The 8,004-nt window shown below is 66.4% G+C and carries 6 protein-coding genes; 2 read left to right on the top strand and 4 right to left on the bottom strand.

Features of this window, described 5'->3' with window-relative positions; genetic code table 11:
* Positions 1–691: glycoside hydrolase family 16 protein (locus Y706_RS24220; RefSeq protein ID WP_043435382.1), on the top strand; the 691-nt coding region annotated here is incomplete at its 5' end.
* A gap of 91 nt (positions 692–782) precedes the next feature.
* On the opposite strand, the gene Y706_RS0107810 is transcribed toward Y706_RS24220, so the two are convergent.
* The gene (locus Y706_RS0107810) at positions 783–1,436 is read right to left on the bottom strand and encodes an aspartate/glutamate racemase family protein (protein ID WP_028276158.1); all 654 of its coding nucleotides are present in this window, start codon (positions 1,434–1,436) and stop codon (positions 783–785) included.
* A gap of 304 nt (positions 1,437–1,740) precedes the next feature.
* Here Y706_RS0107810 and Y706_RS24215 point away from each other — a divergent pair, with 304 nt between their 5' ends.
* A complete protein-coding gene (locus tag Y706_RS24215) occupies positions 1,741–2,079 on the top strand; it encodes a hypothetical protein (protein ID WP_156945089.1) in 339 nt (112 codons plus the stop codon).
* A 9-nt stretch (positions 2,080–2,088) separates the two neighbouring features.
* Here the strand turns inward: Y706_RS24215 and Y706_RS0107800 are convergent, their stop codons facing one another.
* From Y706_RS0107800 to Y706_RS24205, 3 genes are all read right to left on the bottom strand, one after another.
* Entirely contained in the window at positions 2,089–2,886 is a 798-nt protein-coding gene (locus Y706_RS0107800) for a glycoside hydrolase family 16 protein (RefSeq protein ID WP_253906719.1), read from the bottom strand.
* A 54-nt stretch (positions 2,887–2,940) separates the two neighbouring features.
* The gene (locus Y706_RS0107795) at positions 2,941–3,912 is read right to left on the bottom strand and encodes a dienelactone hydrolase family protein (RefSeq protein WP_028276156.1); all 972 of its coding nucleotides are present in this window, start codon (positions 3,910–3,912) and stop codon (positions 2,941–2,943) included.
* Positions 3,913–4,033: 121 nt separating this feature from the next.
* Entirely contained in the window at positions 4,034–7,441 is a 3,408-nt protein-coding gene (locus Y706_RS24205; RefSeq protein WP_052355034.1) for a choice-of-anchor D domain-containing protein, read from the bottom strand.
* Positions 7,442–8,004 lie beyond the last annotated feature (563 nt).

Here is an 8,004-nt window from a genome sequence, read left to right as displayed (position 1 = left end):
GGCGCCCGTCGCTGCCCAGGCCGCCGTCGCCGCGACCGGCGACGGTTCCCAGGCCGCCACGGCACGGGGCTGGGGTGCGGTTGTCGCGGGTGACGAGTTCTCCAAGGCCGGCGCCCCCGACTCCACCAAGTGGAGCGTCTTCAAGGGATCCGGACATGCCGGCAACGGTGTCAGGAGCCCGCAGGCCTGGTCGGTTGCCAATGGCGTGGCCACGGTCAGCGGCGACTCGGCCGGCACCACGGGCGGCATGTCGGCCAAATTTGCCCAGCAGAAGTACGGCAAGTGGGAGACGCGCATGCGGACCAACGCCCGGGACCCGGAGTACCACCCCGTGCTGATCCTGTGGCCCAACAACAACACCTCCCCCAACTGCGCCGAGATCGACTACGCCGAGGGCAGCACCAACACCGCACAGATCAAGTTCTTCCTGCACTATGCCTGCGGCGGCTCGAACTTCCAGACCACGGCGGCCAAGACGATCGACACCACCCAGTGGCACAACTACGCAGTGGAGTGGACCCCGGCCGGCATCACCGGTTACATCGACGGCGTGAAGACCTTCTCCGACACGAACCCCGCGCACCTGCCCTCCGTGGGCATGCACCAGACACTGCAGCTGGACTGGTTCCCCGACGGGTCGGCCACCAAGCCTTCACAGATGCAGGTCGACTGGGTCCGCGTCTACAAGTAGGACCGGCAAATTGCCAGGCAGCCCCGCGCCGTACTGCGGCGCGGGGCTGCCTTGGTGTTGCCCGAGGACGCGCCGCCACAGGCGGCAGGACTCAAACCCCTTGAAGGTCCCGGGCGGCTACCGCTGAGACCAGCATCGAACCGGCCGCCGTCACGGCGTCGATCACCGGAACCCCGAGCCGGCGGCGGAGCACGTCCGCCATGCCGATGCTGCTCAGGCCCGTGCTGGCCTGGACGATCATGTCGGCGCCGGCGTCAACCAGCATGTGGGCCGCGGCGAGGGCGTCGAAAATCCCGGCAGGCATGAGGAACGCGTCGGGTGTTTCGATCCGCCCCTGCCCGTCAATGAGCAGCATGCGTTCGCCCAGTGCATCCGAGATCGGGCCCGGTACGTGTGCGCCGAGACCCAAAACCCCAATCCGGCCGCCGAAGGTCAGAGCCGCGGCCGCGGCTGCGGAGCCCGCCCCGATGACCGGGATATCCACGGCTGCCCGGGTGGCGGCCAGCCCGGGGTCGGAGGCACAGCTGATAATCAGGGCGTCAGCATCCCCCGCCATGTCCCTCGCCAGCCGGACAACCTTGGGGGCCGCAGATTCGAGCGACGCCTGGTCGTAGACGCCGGACGGCTGGTCCGGAATACAGCGGGATGTGACGGTAAATCCGAATGCTTCCTGGAGGAGTTTCCCGTGGGCGTGGCGCAGGCGTCGGTCCGACGTCGTCATCACCCGGATCAGTCCAACACGCATGGCGTACTACCTTTCGAACGGATTCGTTGATGCGAGGCTACCCGGCGAGTATTTCCGCGTCTTTTCGGGCAGATGACCAACACAAGCGCTGCAGCGGATACGCCCCGTGGCGCCGGCCGCCGTTAGCATTCCGCGGGCAGCGGCACGGCGCCTTGTGCATGAAACTTGGCGAAAACTTCGCTTCCGTGTGGGGTTGGCGGCCCGGCGCCGTTGTACGTTTGTCACGGTGGCCCGTCTTAGGACCCGGGTACAGTACCCGGGATTGGGGGAAGGCGGCAGGCCGGTTCCGGACTCAGCCGGAACGATGACCAAAGGAACAGCCATGTCGGTGGAGCCGTCGTCCACTCCAGGACGCCTCGAAGAACAGGATCCCGAGAACCTGGTATCCGGTGCGGAACATGCCGCATCGGCCGCCGGAATCCGACATCAGGCCGCCAGAATCATTGACGCCGCCCTCGACGACAGTGCCCCGGAACAAGCCCGCGCACGGGAACTGCTGCGCCAGCAGCTGGCTGCCCATCCCGGACAACCGGAACGGGCCCTGCTGGAGCACCTTGCGGCGTTGAAGGCTTTGGACGGGCACCGCGAAGGGGCGTCGGAGGCCGGCGGCCCGTTCCGGCCGGAATGTGCCTCGGGCGAGTAAGCGCAACGCTCACTTGTAAACGCGGATCCAGTCGACCTGCATCTGGCTGGGTTTGGTGGGCGTCCCGTTGGGAAACCAGTCCAGTTGCACCGTTTGGTGCATGCCTACCGTGGGCTGATGCGCCGGGTTCGTGTCCACAAACCACAAGGACCCATCGAGGTATCCGGTAATTCCGGCGGGGGTCCACTCGACTGCATAGTTGTGCCATTGCGTCGTGTCGAGCGGCCGGGCCGCCCGGGTCTGGAAGCCCGGTCCGCTGCAGGCGTGGTGCAGGTTGAACCGGATCAGAGTGGTGTTCGCAGTGCCTTCCGCATAGTCGACCTCGGCGCACGTGGGTGAAGTGTTGTTGTTCGGCCACAGGATCAGGACCGGATGGTATTGCAGATCCCGGACACTCGTTTTCATCCTGGCCTCCCAGCGGCCGTACTGCTGATTGGCAAACCTGGCGGACATTCCGCCCGTGGTGCCTGCCGCGTCGCCGCTGAGGGTCACGACGCCGCCGCCTACTGCAATCGCATTCGGACTCCGGATCCCCTTGCCCGCGTGCCCAGGGCCCGCGTAGACCTTCCATTTCGCGGGGTCAGGCGGCCCTGCATAATTAAATTCGTCCCCGGCCACCACCGGTCCCCAGCCGTGGACGACGGCGGCCTGGGTGCCGTCGGAGACGGTGGCTTGCGTCCCGGCCGTCACGGCGGCCGCACGGTCTATCGCCGGCGCCCGTTCCCTGGACACTGGTGCGGCACCACACCCGGCAAGGGCCAAGGCGCCTGCAGCGCTCAACGCCGCGGTCCTGCGGTTTGCGAACATCGTGTCTCCATCCGGTCGGGACATGTCCGGGCCATGCTTCAGACAAACTTGCCTTCACACGTACTTGCCAAACCAGGCGAGCGTGTCGTTCCATGCGGCCGTGGCCTGCTCCTGGTTGTAGCGCGGCCCGGTGTCGTTGTGGAAGGCGTGGTCCACGCCGGGATAGATCTTGAGCTCGTTCCGGACATCAGTTTTGGCCAAGGCATCCCGGAGCGCCGGCATGGCGCCGGTGATCCGCTGGTCCAGTTCGGCGTAGACGCCGAAGACGGCCGCCTTGATGGCCGGGACCTTGTCCAGGTCAGGTGCGGGTCCGTAGAACGCCGAGGTCGCCAACAGGCCCGGGATCGCCGTCGCCGACTGCCATGTGATGCCGCCACCGAAGCAGAAGCCGTTCATGGCGATCCGCCCGTGATCAACGAAGTCCTGGGCGTTCAGGTAGTCAAAGCCGGCCGTGAAGTCGGAAACGTGACGCTGCGCCCCGGCCTGGGTCAGTGCTCCCGGGACGGCGTCCGGGTCCATGCCCGCGGTACCGCCTTCCCTGCTCAGCAGGTCCAGGGCCAGTGCGGCGTACCCGGCTTTGGCGAAGCGGCGCGCCACATCCTGGATATGCGGTGTCAGCCCGCGGTTCTCGTGGCAGACCAGCACGGCCGGCCCGGCGGCCCCGTGATCGGGCCGTGCGAGATAGCCACTGATGTCGGTGCCGCCCGAAGCGAATTGCACGGTCGCCGTCGTGAGTCCGGCCGCCCCCTCCGGGACCGACAACGGGCTCTTGGCCCCCGGCACCACGCCCGCGGACGCGGTGCCGGACCCCGGCGCGGACGACGTCGGTGTCGGCATGGGATCGGTACTGCGGGGAACCTCCTCGGGCGTGCAGCCCACCAGGAGCATCGCTGCCGAGGCCGCCGCCATGCTGCCGGTGATGAACGCCACCCGGCGCGTGAACGTGTGCTGGCTCATGGCGCCGGAGCGGTAGTCGTCGAAGAATTCCTCAATCAGGTACTTCTCAAACTTGCCAAGCTGGGCCATGGCGGGCCTCCTCAGTGTGCCGATCATCCTCCTCCGAAGTCAGATGTCCGGCAAGGGTCCTACACTGAGGGCCGGCCTGGTGAGGCCCAACGCACCACGTCCGGGTTGGTCCGCGCGTTGCCTATCCGACGACCTTCTTCATTGTTGCGTTCCACGTCAGCCGCCCATGTTGGAAATCCGTTGCCCGACCGACGGATACCGTGTAGGAATCGCTTGTGGGATATCCCAGCCGGCTCGTCTCCCAGCCAAGTGACGCCCACTTAGACCGGATCGCACCGGTCACCGGGTGCGCCAGGGTAGTCGGCGTCCAGTAGATCGATGCCGAACCGGAGAAGTGGTTGTAGCGCCCCACTTTATCCGGGGTGCCCTTCTCGTCCGTGATCGGGTAACGCAGCGGGCCGGTCTCCCAGCCAAGTGCCGCCCATTTGGAGCGGATGGCACCTAAGACAAAGTGCGCCCCCGTCGTCGGCGACCAGAAGATCGAGTTTCCACTTGCACCTGAGAAGTGGCTGTAGTGCCCCACCCCGTCCGCCGACGCCGTAGTGTCGGAAGTCGGATAGCCAAGCCCGGTCTCCCAGCCCAGGGACGCCCACTTGGCGCGGACCGCACCCGTCACCGAGTGCGCCCTGGTTGTCGGAGACCAGTAAATCGATGCCCCGCCGGCACCCGAGAAGTGGTTGTACCGCCCCACCCCGTCCGGCGTCCGCTTCTCGTCGGTGATTGGATAGCCCAGCGGTCCTGTCTCCGCGCCGAGTGCTCTCCATTTGGACCGGATCGCACCAGTCACGGAGTGCGCCCCAGTGGTCAGTGAATAGTAGATAGAGGTCCCGCCCGCACCAGAGAAGTCGCTGTACCGCCCCACCTTGTCTGGCGACACCTTCTCGTCAGAGGTCGGGAAGCCGAAGGGACCTCCGGCGCCGCCTTCGGCCTTGTAACGCTTGTAGATCTCATTCAGGACTGCATGGGCCCCGGTCTTGGGTGACCAGCAGATCACTCCTCTGGTGTAGTCCTGGCATTTGCCCACGCCGACGGCGTACTCCGCGGTCAGTGACCGGCCGAGGCTCGACCCGGGGCGGCCGGCATTAATCTTCCATCCGTAGGCAGCGATGGGGTCATCGGTACCGTTCCCGGTGAGCATGACCTTCTGAGCAGCTTGGCCGTCGTCCGCCGTGATCAGGTAGTACGTTTCGGAAGTCCCGGCCTGCCCGACGGCCGTGGGTGCGAAGGTTACGGTCTGGTATGCGGTTTCACCGGCGGGAATTTTCAAGCCCTCGGAGATGGGATTCGCAGTGGAGAAGACGCCCTGCGGCGCTTTCGCCTTCGTGATGGTCAGTGGGATGTTGCCGGTGTTCTTGATCTCGAAAGCCCGCGTAACCGACGTCCCGGCGGGGACGTCACCGAAGTCCAAAGAGCGCGGCATCTCCAGGTGCGCTTGGCCTGAAACTGCGGTCGCGGCCACCTTGACGGTCACCTTCCCTCGGTCACTGGCGACTACGAGCGTATCTGTCACCGGACTCGCCGAGGTGGGACTGAACGTCATGGACACCGCCACCGACGCGAGGGGCTGGATGCTCTGCCCGATGCCCGGCAACGTGGCGGGGTCGACGCGGAGCTGTGCGTTGGCCGGCAGCGTGACACTGGTGATCTTGGCGATGGTTGTGCCCGTGTTGACGATGTTGACCGTCTGCCGGCTGACCGTTTGTGTCGGAACGTCGGTGAACTGGACTATGGCCGGAGTCGCACCCAGGCCCTCCTTCGTGCCGACGCCGTGGACGCCAAGGAGGTCGGTCTCGCCGTCGGCCGTTTTGACCGTCAGGGTGCCATCGGCCTGGCCCGGAACGGTCGGCGAGAAGGCCACGGGCACCGTCATGCTTGCGCCCTTGGCCAGATTCCGGGGCAGCGTGAGCGTGGTTCCGATCCTGAACGGGGCGCTTGCCGAAATGGAGTTCACCGTTACAGCCCGCGATGCGGTGATTGTCACGCTCCCGTTCACGGTTGTCCCTACCGCGGCGGTACCGAGGTCGGTGTTCTTTGCCCCTACCGCCGATGTTGTCGGGGCGCCGAAGCCCAGGACGTGCCCATCCCGGGTGCCCACGTAGACGCGGCCCTTATCAGTGGCCACCGAGGAGAACTTGGCCCCTATTCCCAGTGGGGCGCTAAACACTTCTTTGAGGTTCCCGGTACTGTCCGGCATTGCACGGTAGGCGCGCAGTTCGGCGCCGGCCCCGGTGCCTCCGGTGACGTAGACCACCCAGACCAGGGCGGAGGACCCGTCTTCGCCGGAGGACGTCACCACCGGCGAACCGGAGCTGAACCCGAACGTGCCCGCGGAGGTCCCGACGGCGGCGAGGCTGACCCCGCCCGTGGTGCCAGGCACGAGCTTGAAGGCGCGAAGGTACCCGTTGCTTTCGACAACGTAAACGTAGCCACCGTTGCTGGTCCCGAGAAACGCGGGTTTTCCCCACACTCCGCTGTACGGACCGGCTTTGTCCAGGACGGCGTCGGTGCCGCCGGCACCCTGCGCCATGCCCCCCAGGTTGTCCCGGTCCAGCAGGTACATGGTGCCGTCTTTGCCGATTTGGGCCAGCAGGTGCGGGTGTGCAGCTGTGCCATAGCCGTCCGGGATCGCGACGGGAGCGCCGGAGCCCAGATCGGCGTCGTTTCGGTTCAGCTTCGCGTTGTCGGCCGGGCTGAAGAAGTCGGTGGCTTTCAGGTTGCCGTCACTGCCGACCTTGAGCCGGACCACCGCCTCCGCCAAGGTGGTGGGGGGCTGCGTTCCCGGGCCCGGCTTAGGGGAAATGCCGTTTCCCGTGGTGAGCAGGATGTTCGCGGCACCGTCGGACACCAGTCCTCCGCCGGATTGCCAGATTCCGCCCTCCGCGTTGGCGTTGCCTGATTCGGTGGCCCACATCGTCGTCTGCCGGCCGGCGGTCGATACGCCGACGACGTAGCCGACGAAGGGGGTGTAGTCGCAGTGGCTGGCAAATCCGGCATATACGACCCCGTTCAAGAGCAGCAGCCCTGGGCGCTGCATCGCCGTCATCGGGTTGAACGGCCGGGCAGGGTCATTTGTCGGGCTGCCTTGGATCGTGACGGGGAATCCGGGTTTCTCTGCGCCGGTCGCCACGTCCAGGGCGTGCATGTACCAGTGCGGGAAAAGCTTGCTTGCCCCGTCATTCGTCTTGGCCAGCAGGTAGACGCTCTTCGTGGCCGGGTCGTAGACCGGAGTGGACGTGATTCCGATGTTGGGAGTGAGGTCACCGCACCCCACCGTCGACGCCGGCCACGCCGGCCCGAGTTTGCGCGTCCACTTTGCCGCGCCTGTGGCGCTGTCCAGCCCGTAGACGGCGTTGTTTTCCGTCGCGGCAATAACGGTGGTGCCGACTACGAGCGGCTGGGCGTAGACCTGCCCGTCCACGGTTGAGGAGAACAGTTTGCCGAAATTCGATGATGCCACCGCCGACGGCGAAAGCCCGGGCTCGTCGCGGTCCCACCCGGTCCGCAGGGAATCGTGCGCGATGGTCCCCACGTCCGCGACGGCGGCCCCGCCGACGGACAGCCCGGCGAGGGCGAGCGTTGCCGACAGCAGCGATGCCCACGCGCCCCGGGACCACCCGCGGTTTCGGGGCGACGTTGCGTGGATTTTGGCCGCCCGGTGCTTCCGGAGATGCGGTGGCCCACCCCTCCGTCCACTGCGCCGACGGCCCTGAAAATGGCCGGACAACACCCAAGATTCTGTTTGATCATGCATGGCTGAGACCCGATCCTGACCAATACATTGACTTTATTAACCCAGTACTTTGGAGCCTAGAAGCGGGGGGTGATGAGCGCGCGAGTGGAGGCTACTCGACTTTTCGGCGGCGATTCCCGTTTTCTTCCGAGTGCTACTTGCACCGTCCTAGGGCGCGCCCGAGTGCCTACTTGCCGGCGCGCGGAATGGCCCCAGCATTCCGGCCCGGGCCGCGGATTGCCCCGGCGTCGCGTTAGGCTCCCCCCATGTCGCCCGATCGATTCCTTGCCGAACTGGCCAACTCCCTGGACCACCTCGGCACGCTCGCCCGGCAGCCGCGGGACACGCTTGCCGGCGCCGTT

This window comes from Arthrobacter sp. I3 (genome assembly GCF_000520575.1).
In the GTDB taxonomy this organism is placed as follows: Bacteria; Actinomycetota; Actinomycetes; order Actinomycetales; family Micrococcaceae; genus Arthrobacter; species Arthrobacter humicola_A.
Note: the sequence above shows the minus strand (reverse complement) of the source record. Positions and strands in the feature narration are given on the sequence as shown.